Source organism: Halomonas sp. E14 (assembly GCF_052568415.1).
Genome location: NZ_CP199423.1, coordinates 1,551,471 through 1,565,237, shown reverse-complemented (window position 1 = coordinate 1,565,237; position 13,767 = coordinate 1,551,471). Strand labels below are relative to the sequence as shown.

General features: G+C 66.1%; 15 protein-coding genes. 2 read left to right on the top strand and 13 right to left on the bottom strand.

What is annotated here, in order from left to right:
• Nucleotides 1–35: 35 nt before the first annotated feature.
• From ACT7B3_RS07375 to ACT7B3_RS07365, 3 genes are all read right to left on the bottom strand, one after another.
• A complete protein-coding gene (locus ACT7B3_RS07375; protein WP_445157427.1) occupies nt 36–1,157 on the bottom strand; it encodes a DUF294 nucleotidyltransferase-like domain-containing protein in 1,122 nt (373 codons plus the stop codon).
• Between the two features lie 91 nt (nt 1,158–1,248).
• On the bottom strand, nt 1,249–1,548 hold the full coding sequence (locus ACT7B3_RS07370) for an HlyU family transcriptional regulator (protein WP_445157426.1): 300 nt from the start codon (nt 1,546–1,548) through the stop codon (nt 1,249–1,251).
• 72 nt (nt 1,549–1,620) lie between these two features.
• Complete coding sequence (locus ACT7B3_RS07365) at nt 1,621–2,841, bottom strand: argininosuccinate synthase (protein WP_445157425.1); 1,221 nt, start codon at nt 2,839–2,841, stop codon at nt 1,621–1,623.
• Between the two features lie 204 nt (nt 2,842–3,045).
• Here ACT7B3_RS07365 and rnt point away from each other — a divergent pair, with 204 nt between their 5' ends.
• A complete protein-coding gene (gene rnt / locus ACT7B3_RS07360) occupies nt 3,046–3,711 on the top strand; it encodes a ribonuclease T (protein WP_444677859.1) in 666 nt (221 codons plus the stop codon).
• An 89-nt stretch (nt 3,712–3,800) separates the two neighbouring features.
• On the opposite strand, the gene ACT7B3_RS07355 is transcribed toward rnt, so the two are convergent.
• The gene (locus ACT7B3_RS07355) at nt 3,801–4,445 is read right to left on the bottom strand and encodes an HPF/RaiA family ribosome-associated protein (protein WP_445157424.1); all 645 of its coding nucleotides are present in this window, start codon (nt 4,443–4,445) and stop codon (nt 3,801–3,803) included.
• A 224-nt stretch (nt 4,446–4,669) separates the two neighbouring features.
• The gene (locus tag ACT7B3_RS07350; RefSeq protein ID WP_444677861.1) at nt 4,670–5,023 is read right to left on the bottom strand and encodes a Grx4 family monothiol glutaredoxin; all 354 of its coding nucleotides are present in this window, start codon (nt 5,021–5,023) and stop codon (nt 4,670–4,672) included.
• Nucleotides 5,024–5,185: 162 nt separating this feature from the next.
• Between ACT7B3_RS07350 and argF the strand changes: the two genes are divergently transcribed.
• Nucleotides 5,186–6,106: an ornithine carbamoyltransferase gene (gene argF / locus ACT7B3_RS07345; protein ID WP_445157423.1), complete on the top strand. Its 921-nt coding sequence runs from the start codon at nt 5,186–5,188 to the stop codon at nt 6,104–6,106.
• A 59-nt stretch (nt 6,107–6,165) separates the two neighbouring features.
• On the opposite strand, the gene ACT7B3_RS07340 is transcribed toward argF, so the two are convergent.
• The 8 genes from ACT7B3_RS07340 to ACT7B3_RS07305 form a co-directional block, all read right to left on the bottom strand.
• A complete protein-coding gene (locus ACT7B3_RS07340; RefSeq protein ID WP_445157422.1) occupies nt 6,166–8,634 on the bottom strand; it encodes a bifunctional diguanylate cyclase/phosphodiesterase in 2,469 nt (822 codons plus the stop codon).
• A gap of 36 nt (nt 8,635–8,670) precedes the next feature.
• On the bottom strand, nt 8,671–9,711 hold the full coding sequence (locus ACT7B3_RS07335; protein ID WP_445157421.1) for a reverse transcriptase domain-containing protein: 1,041 nt from the start codon (nt 9,709–9,711) through the stop codon (nt 8,671–8,673).
• 338 nt (nt 9,712–10,049) lie between these two features.
• Nucleotides 10,050–10,412 (bottom strand): diversity-generating retroelement protein Avd, encoded by a 363-nt coding sequence (gene avd / locus ACT7B3_RS07330; protein WP_445157420.1) that lies wholly within the window; start codon nt 10,410–10,412, stop codon nt 10,050–10,052.
• The gene (locus tag ACT7B3_RS07325) at nt 10,409–11,467 is read right to left on the bottom strand and encodes a phage major tropism determinant (RefSeq protein ID WP_445157419.1); all 1,059 of its coding nucleotides are present in this window, start codon (nt 11,465–11,467) and stop codon (nt 10,409–10,411) included. The genes avd and ACT7B3_RS07325 overlap by 4 nt, the downstream gene beginning before the upstream one ends.
• A gap of 2 nt (nt 11,468–11,469) precedes the next feature.
• The gene (locus tag ACT7B3_RS07320) at nt 11,470–11,820 is read right to left on the bottom strand and encodes a hypothetical protein (RefSeq protein WP_445157418.1); all 351 of its coding nucleotides are present in this window, start codon (nt 11,818–11,820) and stop codon (nt 11,470–11,472) included.
• Between the two features lie 2 nt (nt 11,821–11,822).
• Complete coding sequence (locus ACT7B3_RS07315; protein ID WP_445157417.1) at nt 11,823–12,092, bottom strand: hypothetical protein; 270 nt, start codon at nt 12,090–12,092, stop codon at nt 11,823–11,825.
• 2 nt (nt 12,093–12,094) lie between these two features.
• Nucleotides 12,095–12,721: a YmfQ family protein gene (locus tag ACT7B3_RS07310; protein WP_445157416.1), complete on the bottom strand. Its 627-nt coding sequence runs from the start codon at nt 12,719–12,721 to the stop codon at nt 12,095–12,097.
• On the bottom strand, nt 12,706–13,758 hold the full coding sequence (locus ACT7B3_RS07305) for a baseplate J/gp47 family protein (RefSeq protein ID WP_445157415.1): 1,053 nt from the start codon (nt 13,756–13,758) through the stop codon (nt 12,706–12,708). Before ACT7B3_RS07305 ends, ACT7B3_RS07310 begins: the two co-directional genes overlap by 16 nt.
• Nucleotides 13,759–13,767 lie beyond the last annotated feature (9 nt).

Here is a 13,767-nt window from a genome sequence, read left to right as displayed (position 1 = left end):
CGTAGCCGCAACCAAGGCGCGACGCTACACGCGCCCTAGCGAACCGAACGCACCAGGCTGCGTATGACCAGCATGTCATGACGCAGCAGCAGTCGCTCGTCCTCTTCAAGTCGTGAAAGGTCCACCCAGCCGTCTGGCATGGCGCCAACCTTGAGATTGGCCAGCTGTACGACCAGCAGCCGCTCCTGACAGCGGTCCAGCGCACGCACGAGCGCCTCGGCCTGGCGCTGCCCAAGCGCTCCTTTCATCACCAGCCCGGCCAGTCGCGAGCGAGTGTCCGCGGCACGCACCCCATGGCGCAGCGACAGAAGCCGCACCGCATTGACCAGCGGCAGCACGCCCTGCCGCTTGAGATTCAGCGCCTGGTCGTGGGGCGCCTCCTGCCCGCCTCCGACCAGACGGCCGAAGCGGTCCAGTGCAACCGGCAATTCATCGAGCAGGGCCGCCATCTCGTCGAGGAACAGCGACGCGCGCGGCATGAGCCGCGCCACATGGTCGGCCAGCGCATCGGCCAGCGACGCATCGCCCCACACCGGCGAAAAATCGAGCAGGATATTGCTCTGCTGCACGCGCTTCACCCGCCGTTCCCGGGTCCACAGCGAGAGCTGCTCGCGCCACTCGGAGAGCCGCTTGCGCCACATTGGCCAGCGCGCCATCACGTGGCCGTTGCACAGCGGAATGCCCGCTTCGTCCAGACGCGCCGTGAAGCGCTCCCCCAGCGACTGGAAGTAACCATCGACCTCGGTGTGCCGAGCATCGGGATAGTCGGCCATGATCATGGCGTTGTCCTGGTCCGGCCCCAGCAGGCTTTCATGCCGCCCCGCCGAGCCCAGCGTCAACACACAGTAGGCCACCGGCGGCTCGCCCCAGCCCTGCCCCTGCATTTCGTTGAGCGCTAGGCGAATCGCCTGGCGATAGAGCATGTCGTTGTGGTCGCTGATCAGTTGGCTGATGCGCCAGGCAGGAAGATCGAGCCGCTGCAAGGCCTCGACCAGGCGGCCCTGCCAGGCATGGGCCGCCGCCAGGCTGGGCGTGGGCCCCAGCTCGCGCAGCGCATCCTGCAAGGGTGCCAGCAGGGGCGGCAGCTCACCGGGTGAGGGCAGGTTATCGGCACTGAAAAGGTCGCGCCACGGAGAGGCACGGTGAAGAAGGCGCATGGCGGCTCCGGGCTATCACACTTGGCCCAGTGTAAAGGCACCCAGCCGCCGTTGCCCTTGGGCAAAAGACGAAGAGCCGCCACTCATGGCGTCAACGGGCGTCGAACAGCCCTTCGCCCATCTGGTCGATGAATCGCTGTGCCTTGCTGACCATCAGCTGGTCGCAGGCCTCCCGTCCCGGCACCAGGTCGGAGCGCTCGAAGCGATGCTCCAGCATTTCCCCATCCACCCCCTGCTTGCGAATCCAGCCGCTGACGCGAAACTGGCCGCCCTGCTCGGCGGGCTCCGAGATGATCTGGTAGCCGTGGTACTCGACCGGCTCGGCGGCCCTGGCGTTGCCCGGCTTGGCCTCGCTGCCGCCGAACAGGCCGCCCAACAGTTTCCTCAACATGCGAAGTTTCCTTCCTCAATGCGAACGCCGGCCCGTGGGCCGGCGTCATGGATGCGCTGCGCAGCGGGGAGATCAGCCCTGCTGGCGACCCTTGCCCGCGGCAATGCGCAGACGCAGGGCGTTGAGCTTGATGAAGCCCTCGGCATCCTTCTGGTTGTAGGCGCCGGCATCGTCCTCGAAGGTGGCGATGGACTCGTCGAACAGCGACTGCTCGGACTTGCGTCCAACCACGGTGGCGTTGCCCTTGTAGAGCTTCACGCGCACCACGCCGCAGACGTTCTTCTGGGTCTCGTCGATGGCCGCCTGCAGCATGCGCCGCTCCGGGCTCCACCAGTAGCCGTTGTAGATCACCTTGGCATACTTGGGCATCAGCTCGTCCTTGAGGTGGGCTTCCTCGCGGTCGAGGGTGATCGACTCGATGGCGCGATGGGCGCGCAGCATGATGGTGCCCCCCGGGGTCTCGTAGCAGCCGCGGGACTTCATGCCGACGTAGCGGTTCTCGACGATGTCGAGACGACCGATGCCGTTGTCGCCGCCCAGCTTGTTGAGGGTCTCGAGCACCTCATGGGGCTTCATCGCCTTGCCGTCGACGGCAACGATATCGCCCTTGTCGAAGGTAAGCTCAACATAGGTGGGCTGGTCGGGAGCGGCCTCGGGCGCCACGCTCCAGCGCCACATGTCCTCCTCGGCCTCGGCCCACGGATCCTCGAGGATGCCGCCCTCGTAGGAGATGTGCAGCAGGTTGGCGTCCATGGAGTACGGCGACTTCTTCTTGCTCTTGGAGAAGTCGACGGGAATGTCGTGCTCTTCGCAGTAGGCCATCAGCTTCTCACGGGAAGTCAGGTCCCACTCGCGCCACGGCGCGATCACCTTGACACCGGGCTTCAGCGCATAGGCGCCCATCTCGAAGCGCACCTGGTCGTTGCCCTTGCCGGTGGCGCCGTGGGAGATGGCATCGGCGCCGGTCTCGTTGGCGATCTCGATCAGGCGCTTGGCGATCAGCGGGCGGGCGATGGAGGTGCCCAGCAGGTACTCGCCCTCGTAGATGGTGTTGGCGCGGAACATCGGATAGACGTAGTCGCGCACGAACTCCTCGCGCAAATCCTCGATGTAGATTTCCTTCACGCCCAGCGCCTGGGCCTTGGCGCGCGCCGGCTCGACTTCCTCGCCCTGACCGATGTCGGCGGTAAAGGTCACGACTTCGCAGTGGTAGGTTTCCTGCAACCACTTGACGATGACGGAGGTGTCCAGGCCGCCAGAATAGGCAAGCACGACCTTCTTGACATCGGACATTCGGAGGGCTCCTTTGAGGTAAACGTCACAAGACGAGAAGTATAGCGTGGCTGCCGCCCGGCGAATACCGGCCGCAGGACGTATCGCGGGCAAACTGATAGACTTTCGCCCCGGAAGGGAAGCACCCCGGCCGCGGCGCCAGCGCCGCCGTCCGGCGAATGGTCGCCCAATGTCAGCGGAGAGGAACAGCATGAGGAGAGGGGCATGAGCGAGGCGATCAGCCGTGAGATGATGGCCCAGCGATTTCGCAGCTTCCTGCCAGTTGTGGTGGACCTGGAAACCGGCGGGTTCAACGCCGAGCGCGACGCCATACTCGAAATCGCCGCGGTGACCCTGACCATGGATGCAGAGGGCAATCTGATGCCCGATGCCACCTACGCCTACCACGTGCAGCCCTTCTCCGGGGCCAACGTGGAACAATCGGCGCTCGACTTCACCGGCATCAAGCTCGACGACCCGCTGCGCCAGAAGGTGGCGCTTTCCGAGGCCGAAGCCCTGGGCGAAATCTTTCGCCCGGTACGCAAGGCGATCAAGTCCCACGGCTGCACCCGCGCCGTGCTGGTCGGCCACAACGCCGCCTTCGACCATGGCTTCCTGAATGCCGCCGTCAACCGCTGCGGCGTCAAGCGCAACCCCTTCCACCCGTTTTCCAGCTTCGATACCGCAACACTGTCAGGCCTGATCTATGGCCAGACCGTGCTGGCTCGCGCCTGCCGTGCCGCGGGCATTCCCTTCGACAATCATGAAGCCCACTCGGCGCGCTACGATACCGAGCGCACCGCGGAGCTGTTCTGCGCCATCGTCAATCGCTACAAGGATCTCGGCGGCTGGGCGCTGGCCCAGCGCGAACAGGGCCTGGAAGAGCTCTAACAGACTGTTTAACAGTCTGGTGAAGAGGCTCCGCCAAAGATCCGGTTCGCCCCGGCCCGCACCGGCGATGCGGACCGGGTCAGCCGCCCTCAGTGGCGGGTAGCGGGATCCTGCTCCCAGCCGGCAGGCATGTCGAGATCCTCGTCGCCCTCGACCGCCCCACCGACCCCGGGCTTGTCGAGGATCTGCACGGAGCTGGCCTGCAGCCCCTCATCGCCCTCGTTGGGCTCGAAGCGAACCCGCGTTCCCACGGTGAGCCGTTCGAAATCATCGTGCAGCACCGCATTGCGATGGAAATAGTACTCCTGGCCGCTCACGCTCTTGAGGAAGCCGTAGCCATCGGCTTCGAACTTGCGCACCACCATTGCCACCGGCGGTAGCGGATCGCCGAAGTGCTGCTTGACCTTTCCATCACGCTTTGCGGTCTGCTTCTTGAGCTGTTTCTCCATCGCTTCGAAGGCATTGCGGATGATCGGACGCAGCTGCACCTGGGGGTCGACGACCTTGTCCGTCTTCTCCGCCACTAGCTCACCCTTGGCCGGCAGGGTCACCTCGACCAAGGCACGGTAGGGATTGCCGGTTCGATGGGGGTTCTGGGTCTGCTCGATGACCACGCGGCAAGAGACGATATCCTTGCTGAAATGCTCCAGCTTGGCCACCCGCGAGCGCACGTACTCGTCGATCCACTCCGAGCGTGAAACGTGCTGATAGGTGATTTCCAGCGGTGTCTGCATGGTACCTCCCTGTTAACTTCCAGCCTGGGTACTCCTCCTGTTCCAGCGTGGCCGCCGCGCACCGCGATTTCAATGGCCTGGCAGGACCATTTGGTTTCCTTACGTATCCATGCGCCCCCTGGGCTGCCAGATCGCCAGAAACGCCCCGGCCCGCGAGCCATAGCGCGCGGGCCGGGTCGTTGAAGCTTGAGCGTAGCGCTTGCCTTTGGCAGTAACAGCCTGAATCAGGCGTCGCCGGACTGGCCTTCGTTGGCCTTGGCACGCGCCGCGGCGTCCTTGATCAGGGTTTCCAGCTCGCCGGTCTGGTACATCTCGGTGACGATATCGCAGCCGCCGATCAGCTCGCCCTCAACCCACAGCTGAGGGAATGTCGGCCAGTTGGCGTACTTCGGCAGCTCGGCACGGATGTCGGGGTTATCCAAGATGTTGACGAAGGCGAAGCGCTCGCCGCAGGACATGAGCGCCTGCACGGTCTGCGCGGAGAAACCGCACTGGGGCAGCTGCGGCGTGCCTTTCATGTAGATCAGAATGGGGTTGTCGCTGATCTGGCGCTGAATGTTCTCGATGGTCGTGCTCATGGGCGCTCCCTGTAGCGTGTATAGGAGGGTGACTAGCGAGGCAGGCCTTACCCGAGCGCTGCACTCAGTCTTCTTCATGGGCTCATTCTACTGATGCACGGCGCATTGCGCATCCCCTGCGGGCTGGCTAGGATGGGGGTTTTTTCGCGCGGAGAGATCGTCATGGCGACACGCCATTTTCTGACCCTGTTGGACCTGAGTCCCGAAGAGCTGCACTACCTGATCCAACGCGCCATCACGATCAAGAACCGCCTGCGGGCCCAGGGGCCCAGCTACACCCCGTTCACCAACCGCACCATGGCGATGATCTTCGAGAAATCCTCGACGCGCACACGGGTTTCGTTCGAGACGGCCATGGCGCACTTCGGCGGCCACGCGCTCTTCCTTTCTCCGCGCGACACCCAGCTTGGCCGCGGCGAACCGATCGAGGACACCGCACGCGTTCTGGCCGAGATGGTCGACATCGTGATGATTCGCACCTTCTCCCATGCAGGCCTCGAGGCGTATGCTGCCGCCAGCAGCGTGCCGGTGATCAACGCCCTTACCGATGACTACCACCCCTGCCAGCTGCTGGCCGACGTCATGACCTGGACCGAACTGCGCGGCAGCGTACGCGGGCGTACGGCCGTCTGGATCGGCGACGGCAACAACATGTGCCATTCGTGGATCAACGCCGCACGCCAGTTCGACTTCAAGCTGAAGATATGCTGCCCGGAGGGCTACGAACCGCGCGAGGACATTGTGGCGGCGGCGGGCGAGCGGGTCACCCTGCTGCGCGACGTCCAGGAAGCGGTGGCGGGTGCCGACCTCGTCACCACCGATGTATGGGCCTCCATGGGCCAGGAGGAGGAGCAGGCCAAGCGGGAAGCCGATTTCCGCGGCTTCCAGGTGACCGAGGCGCTGCTCGACCTGGCCAAGCGTGACGCCCTGTTCCTGCATTGCCTGCCCGCCCACCGCGGCGAGGAGATCAGCGAAACGCTGCTCGACGACCCGCGTGCGGTGGTATGGCAGGAGGCCGGCAACCGCCTGCACGCGCAGAAGGCATTGATCGAGTTCCTGCTGCTCGGCCGCGTGGACCACTGACACCCTAAGCGCCAGGCGTGCCTGAAGGCACCCGCTTCCCCCCACGACGCCACCCCGGCTCAGCCGGCGGTGGCGTCGGCGTTTTCCAGCAGCGGCATCAGGTCCTCGATCGGCAGCGGACGAGAAAAAAGATAGCCCTGGTAGGCGTAGCAGCCGTGGGCCTTCAGCCAGTCACGATGTGCCCTACTCTCGACCCCCTCGGCGATGACCTCAAGCCCTAGGTTGCGGCCCAGGTCGATGATCGAAGCGGAGATCACCGCGTTGGCGCTATCCTCGAATAGGGTGCGCACGAACGATTGGTCAATCTTGAGCTGATCGAGTGGCAGCCGGTTCAAGTAGGAGAGCGACGAGAAGCCGGTGCCGAAGTCGTCCAGCGAGAAGCGCACGCCCAGTGCCTTGATACGCATCATGGTGCGACACACGGCGTCGGGCTCTGCCATGAACAGCGTCTCGGTAAGCTCCAGCTTCAGCCGCTGCGGATTGGCCCCGGTGGCCGTCAGGATGCTCTCCAGGGTGTCAATGAAATCGGGCTGCTGGAACTGCAGCGGGCTGATGTTGACCGCCATGGTCAGCTCCGCCGTGTGCTTCATCTGCGCCCAGGACGCCAGCTGACGGCAGGCCGTGTCGAGCACCCAGCGGCCAATGCTGACGATGAGCTGGCTCGCTTCGGCAATAGGGATGAACTCGTAGGGCGGCACCATGCCGAGCTCGGGGTGCTGCCAGCGCAGCAGCGCCTCGACCCCGGTCACCCGCTCCTGCGCATCGACTTGAATCTGGTAGTGCAGGCGCAGCTGCTGGTGGCGTTCGGCCTGGCGCAGTTCGGCCTCGAGGATGGCGCGCCGCACTACCACCGCCTGCATCACCGGGTCGAAGAAGCGCAGCGTGTTGCGCCCCGCCTGCTTGGCCTGGTACATGGCCATCTCGGCCTGCTGCAGACACTCCTCGACCTTGCTGTCGTCATCCCCGAGCAAAGTGATGCCGATGCTGCCGGAGAGCAGGTGGCGCCGCTCACCCAGCCAGCACGGCTCGCCCAGGCTAATCAGCAGCCGCTTCGCCAGGCGTTCGGCCTGCTGCGAGGCCTCCTCGAGGGTAACGCCGAGGCCTTCGGCCAGCACCAGAAATTCGTCGCCGCCGATGCGTGCCACCAGGTCGTGCTCTCGGCTTGCGCTCTCGACCCGTCGAGCCATCGCCTGCAGCAGCTCGTCGCCCACCTCGTGGCCCAGGCTATCGTTGACGTACTTGAAGCCGTCGAGGTCGACCAGCAGCAGGGCACCGAACCCCCCCTGCCCCTGGCACAGGCTGATCGCCTCCCCCAGCCGTTCGAGTACCAGGCGTCGATTGGGCAGGCCGGTCAGCGGGTCATAGAAGGCCAGCCGGTGCGCCTCTTGTTCGGCGGCGCGTCGCAGGCTCATGTCGCTGAAGGTGGCCACATAGTGGCTGATGCTGCCGGAGGGGTCGCTCACGGCGCTGATGGTGACCCACTGCGGGTAGATCTGCCCACTCTTGCGCCGGTTCCAGACTTCACCTTCCCAGCTGCCCTGGGCGTCGATAGCTCCCCACATCTGGCGGTAGAAGTCGGCATCATGGTGGCCCGAGCTGAGGATGCTCGGATTGCGCCCCAGCACCTCCGACGCGTGGTAGCCCGTGATGCGCTCGAAGGTGGCGTTGACCTTGAGGATAATGCCGTCGGCATCCGTGATCAGCATGCCAAGATGGGTATTGAACGCCAGGTCGGCGATTTTCAGCTCGGCCTGCAGCGAACCATTCAGCGTACGCAGCGCCTGCTCGCTGCGGTAGAGGTCGTCCTCGGTGCGCACCAGGTGCAGGTAGTGCCGCAGGATCAGCCAGCCCAGCGCCGCCATGACCAGCACTCCCAGCGAAAGCACGAGCACCATCTCGCGCCACGCGCCCAGTACCTGGTCGACGCTATGGCCGACAATGACCGAGAACGGCAGCTCCTCGACCCGGCCGATGCTCACCACACGACGGTCGCCATCCAGCGGCGAAAGTAGCGTCAGCGAGCGCACCTCTTCGCCACGCAGAGCCTGTTCCAGCTCCGCCGACTCGACCCGCATGCCCAGCGCCTGGGACGCGGAGCGACCGGACAGCCCGGGGCGGCGCGCAATCAGGCGCATCTGGTCGTCGAGGAAGGCGACGCTCTGGCCCTCGTGGAGCTGCAGGCGCTCCAGCGCATGGGTGAAATAGAACAGGTCCAGCCGCGCCGCCGCCAACCCGGTGAAACGCCCTTCGCCATCGAACATGCGGCGCAGGTAGAGCATGCGGTGCTCACCCGGTTCGCTTGGCCAGTGAACCGCCGAGAGCCGCTGCGCGTGGTCTTGCAGGAAGCGGCGGATATGAGCCCGTTCCTCGGGATCGTGCCCGGGAAAGCCGGGGTTGCCGGTGGAATACAGCGGCTCGCCCAGGTGATCGATGACACCTAGCGAGTCTAGAAACGGCAGGCTCTGCTGACGCTGCGCCAACAGCATCTCGAAGGCCTCGGCTGTAGCGCGTCGCGCAAATTGGGACATTGTGCCACCCGCCTTGGGACATAGCTAAAGGGGCGCTTAATCGCCCCTTGAACCTCGTTTAAACACCACCCCGCCGAGCACCTGGCGCTTGAGGTTTTCGGCACTGGCGTGGTCCGCATGGGCCACCCAGGAACCGATCCGCTGGCGCACCTTCTCCACCCCGATCAGGCCCCTGGCGTACTCCCACTGCATGTGGCGCAGGTTGCGCTTGATGCGCCGCACCGAGTCCTTACGCAGAAGCCGCTTGTGAGGCCAGATCCGGTAGCCCAGGAAGTTCACGCCCCGACTGGCCGGCAGCACGCTGGTCTTGCTGAAGCGCAGGCCCATGGTCAGCAGCTTAGCGTCGAACTCCTCGCGAATGGCCAGGGCCTCGTCCTTCGTGCGAACCAGCACCACCATGTCGTCCATGTAGCGAGCATAGCGCGCCAGGCGCAGCTCGCGCTTGGCCCACTGATCCAACCGGTTGCCCACCAGGTTGGCGATCCACTGGCTGGTCAGGTTGCCCACGGGGATGCCTACCGGGTTCGGGTCGCGCGGATCGGCAGTGCTGTCGATGATGCGATCCAGCAGCAGCAAGGTGGCCGGGCAGGCGATCTTCTCGCGGATCACCTCCTTGGCCAACCAGTGCGGGATGCTGGCGAAGTACTTGGAAACATCCATCTTGAGCGTCCACACCGGCCCACTGGCAGCCATGCCGCGCAACCAGCGCTCGACGCGGGCGGCGCCGGCATGGGTGCCCTTGCCGGGCCGACAGGCATAGTTGTCGTAGATCATCGACCGGTCCCAGATCGGGCCGCACAGACTGCATATGGCGTGCTGGGCCACGCGGTCGCGGTAGGGCGCTGCCAGAATCTCGCGCTGCTTGGGCTCATACACAAGGAAGGCCCGGTACCGGCCAGGCTGGTAGGTGCCCCATAGCATTTCCATCTGCAAGGCGCCCAGCTCCTCCCACAGATTGGCCTCAAACAAGCCCACCTCGAAGCGGTCGCGCTTGCCGCGCCGTGCCAGGCGGTGTGCGAGCTGCAGATTGTCCCAGTCGATCACGCCCTCGATCAGGCGCTTATGCTTGGTTCCCATCGTTACTCCATTGCTCCAAAAAAAAGCGGCCGGACGGGGCTTTCACTCTCGCTACTCACGCCGCCCGGCCTGTCGTATTCGGCCCGGCTTCGCCAGGTCCGGGATGGCACGGCTGACCCCCTATGATGGGGATGCTAGGTGGCGACGACGCCGTCGCCGCCCTCTCTGCAATCGGTGGTGGTCACAGACGCAGCGCAGGCCCACAGCCGCAGCCACGTTCTCCGGGTTGCTGTGCGAGTTCACGCAACGGGAGCCACACTGCACGCCGTTGTCGAATCTGCCCCCGGCTATCCACATGCGCCAGCGCGCGTCGAAACCCGTGCCGCCCCCTTGAAGGGTTACGCCTTCAACCTCGCCCGCCAGGCGCCAACCATGGCGCCTATCTCCTTGAGCTGCTGGGCGGCCTCGCCGACCCTGGCCGGCGCTAGCAGCTTGCGCTCGGCGCCATGCCGCAGCAGGGCATGAATAAAGCGGATCTGCTCGTCCGCTCGATACACCTTGCTTTTCTGGCCGCTGGCCGCCGCCTCGATGAGGCGGCTTACCAGCTCCCACAGCGCATCCTCCAGCCTGGCGGCGTAGCGGTAGCGTTGATGCCTGGGAATCTTGTCGATAGCCGGCCCAAGGTCGGCGATTAGCTTCTCGGCCTTGCTGAGTAAAACCAGGCCCCGCTGTCGCGGGGCCTGATCAGGGTCCAGGCTCACAGGGAGTCACAGACGCAGCGCAGGCCCACAGCCGCAGCCACGCTCTCCGGGTTGCTGTGCGAGTTCACGCAACGGGAGCCACACTGCACGCCGATGCCGAAACTGCCCCCGGCTATCCACACGCGCCACCGCGCGTGGTAGATCTCGCCCCGGTTCTGGCCGGCATCTTTGCCGTTTTCCACGATGGACCGGCTCCAGTTGTAATCCGCGCTAGACATGCCGCCCACGTCATAGTGATCCAGCATCGGCTCCCACAGGTTGCCGGCAGCGTCCACCACGCCGGTACAGCTCACCGCCTTGGCCACGGCGCCGGTCTGGGTACGCCCGCTATTGCTGGTGGCCGACCAGGCGGTGTCGTTGTTGCCGTCATTGCCCTGGGGGGCGCCATCGGCGTAGACGAAGAACTCGGCGACGGTCGGCAGACGCTTACCAGCATTAGCCGCCAGGCGCGGCAGATCCAGGTAGCGCGAATAGCCCTCGGTACCGGACAGCGGCGTGGCGTTATGGCGCGACAGCGGAATGGTCTCGGGCCAGGCGCCGCCATCCTCGGACGCCATATAGATGTCAGCCCACAGGCGGCCGGGGATCACTTCCACCATGCCGGTCGGGTCGCATTTGGGGCGATGACCCAGATCCCAGACGCTGGTCGGCACGATAATGGTGGGCGGGTTGAAGCTGGCGTTGTAGCGCTCCGACATCGGACGCCAGCGGCCATAGTGAAAGCCACCGATCCGCCGGGAGTTATCGGCCGTGTAACCGCCCGGCACCGTGATGTTCTGACTGGCCACCAGGCCGGCGCGGCCGTCGTCATTCTGCACGGCATAGAGATACACGTCATCGCCCAGCGCCAAGCCGTCCAGGCTGCCATCCTGGTTGGCGGCGTCGGTGGGGTTCCAATCGGTGCGCGACTCCAGAACGTAGCCCTTGCCGTTTCCGCCGATGTTCAGGATGCCCTCGGGAATATCCAGGCGCATGTCGCCCACCGCCCGGATCTGGCCCAGCAACTTGAAGTGGCCGGCGCCCTGGGCCGGGATTGCGTAGGTTTTCTCTGCCATGCTTACTTACCCTCCAGTTCCGACAGCGCCATCTCGACATCAAGCGCCGCAAAGCCCATCCGGTGCATGCGGGAGCACTCGGACTCGACCAGCTTGTATTGGGTGCGGACCACCTCGCCGGTGTCCTCATCCTCGTCGGCCATTACCCGGTATTCGGGCTCGTCGCCGTCCGGCACCTCGTCCTCGCCCAGGACGCGGTCCACCTCGTAGGCGAAGCGCCCATCCAGCAACGCCTGCCAGTGGCGGCGCAGCTCGGCCACCTCGTGCGGGCGCAGCTCGTCGCGTAGCGCGGCGTCGTGCAGCATCTCGAAGTCCGCGCGGGTCTTCAGTGCATTGCGGGGAATGCCTCTCATGCTTACTCCTCGATCACGGTTACGGCTGCAACACCCGACACCGAACCCACGGCCCGGCGCTCGGCGATGGCGTTCATCGCCGCCGCCACCTGGGCCTCGTCCTCGATGTTCGGCTCGATGCCGGCGTCCTCCAGGATCGCCAGCAGCTCGCGCTGCAGCATGTTGAAATAAGCGGCCAGCATGGGCGTCGCTCGGACGTTGCTGGCCGGATCGCCGTTCCTCCACTCGCCGTCGGACGTGGTCCGCTCGGTGAAGGCGCCTACCTTTTCCATCGCTACCCCTCCAGGTACCCAACATTCAGAATCAGCCAGGACGGCGCCGCCTCATGCAGCGCGCACTCGACCAGGTCGTCGCCCCAGCTCCGCAACGGGTCGCCGATCTCCGACTCCCCGACCACCGCCTCGCGCACCACGCCGGACGGCATCAGCACATCCCAGGCCCACAGCCAGTCCTCGCCGTTCATCGGGTCGCCGATCTCGGCCCCGCGCGGCCCCACGCCGCCGGCCAGCTCCATGGTGGCCTCGCGCTGCTCGATGATCTCGACACCCTCGTACCCCAGCCCCTCGGCCAGGTCGATGTAGTCCTCGTGACGCATGCCGCCACGGCCGACGATGCGGCCGATCAGCGCCACGCGGCGGTCGGCCATGGACTGCTCGGCCGGGGCGCAGCGACTGGGCAGCCCGTAGCTGCCCTCCCACTCGGGGAATAGCTCGTTGGCCTGGCGCGGGTCGGCCTCGGCCAGCAGCTCGCGCCCCCGGCGGTCGATCCGGCCCGGCTCGCGGGCCATGCCCGCCAACAGCCGCTGCAGCGTGCTGTCGGGCTCGGCCGGCCAGGCCATGCCCGGCGGCAGCAAGGCGAACAGCAGGCCGCGATAGTCGTCCGCCGTCAGCCCTCCACCCATGTCACACCTCCCCAGGTTGGCAGCACGCCGGTGGCGTGGGTGACGTTGGCGGTGGGCCACTGCAGGTCGTAGTCCTGCACGCCAGGCGCCAGACTGATCGCGCTACGGATGCGGCTGATCAGCAGGGTGCCGCCGGGCTCGCCCTCGCGCTCCACCAGATCCTTCAGCGCCTGGACGGCGGCGCCGCGCACCTCCTCGGTGTCGGGGATCACAAACAGCTCGGGCTCGAACGCCTGGGTCTCGGGTGCCACCACGTACACCTGGGCCTGCACGTTCTTGCGCTCCTCGATGTAGTCGTGGACCGCCTGCAGAAGCTGCTCGGACGGCAGTGGCCCGTCGGTGGCGTCGTCGGCCATGATGCGGATCACCACCGAGCCCGGCCCCATGCCCAGCGGGTCTTCCCAGGCGCGGGTCACGCCCGGCACGTCCAGCGCCCAGCCCTCCCAGTCACCCTCGGCACCACCGCGCGGCACGCGGGAACGTCGCAGCAGGATGCGGTCGCGCCAGCTCGCGTGGGTCTCCTGGTCGGCGCCACCCAGGATGCCGTCCTCGTCCACCGTGGCGGTGCTGGACACGCCAGGCACCGGCGACACCAGCGACAGCTCCGCGCCGGCGAGCTGGTCGCCCGCCTGGCCGGCCTCGCGGGCCTCGACCTCGGCAGTGGCCGCGCCGCCCTCGATCACCGCCTCGGCCAGCGTCTCGTACTCCTGGTCGTCCACCTGTAGCAACGTGCCGGCGACGATCACCGAGCCGTCGCTGCCCTCGAAGGCCACCCGGCCGGTGGCCTTCGCCGACTGACGGCGCGGCACGCCCGCGCTGTGCAGGTGCAGGTTCTCGTCGTCGCAGGTCTCCGGGAAAAGCTGCTTTTCCAGCCACTGCAGGTAGCCGTAGAGCCCGTGCACCAGGCCCGCCTCGCTGGTCGCCAGCGCGCGGGTCAGGCGCACCTCCAGCGCCGCGCGGGTGCCCGGCAGCCGTGACAGCAGATCCTGGTCGGTGCGCCGGATCAGCTCCGGCAATGTCGGCCGTCTAAACGCCATCTAACCCTC